Annotated in this window: 1 protein-coding gene; it reads left to right on the top strand. The window is 44.3% G+C overall.

The features are described 5' to 3' along the window. On the top strand, nt 1-544 hold a 544-nt coding region (locus tag E0L37_RS21610), incomplete at both ends, for a sugar MFS transporter (protein ID WP_166643120.1).

Below are 544 nucleotides of genomic sequence, written 5' to 3'. Positions count from 1 at the left end.
GTGATAGCCCTATTCTTTTACATAGGTGCAGAAGTTATTGCCGGCGACACTATTGGCCTTTACGGCAAAGAACAAGGGGTATTGCAGTTCGCAGAGCTCACCTCTTACACCATGGGCTTTATGGTGCTAGGTTATATTTTAGGTATCGTGTTAATTCCTCGCTTTTTTAGTCAGCAACAGGCGCTGATATTTTCTGCGTTAAGTGGTTGTGTGTTTTCACTTGGTATCATTTTGATTGAACCGCAACAAACTGCGATTGCAAACGTAGTGCTCTTTTGGCTTGCTGATAACAGTTTTCCAGGTACCGTGTTATTTGTTGCATTACTTGGCTTATCGAATGCGCTGGTATGGCCGACCATTTGGCCAATGGCCCTTGCAAATCTTGGCGATAAAACCCAAACCGGCGCGGCATTACTGATTATGGGGATTTCAGGTGGCGCGCTATTGCCTTTGGTATACGGTGTATTTGCAGAATATACGGGCAATGCACAACAAGCTTACTATCTGTTGATCCCTTGCTATGCGTTTATTCTTTATTACGCAC

The organism is Alcanivorax sp. 24, assembly GCF_004360225.1.
Classification (GTDB): domain Bacteria; phylum Pseudomonadota; class Gammaproteobacteria; order Pseudomonadales; family Alcanivoracaceae; genus Alloalcanivorax; species Alloalcanivorax xiamenensis.
This window is presented reverse-complemented; position numbering and strand designations above follow the sequence as displayed.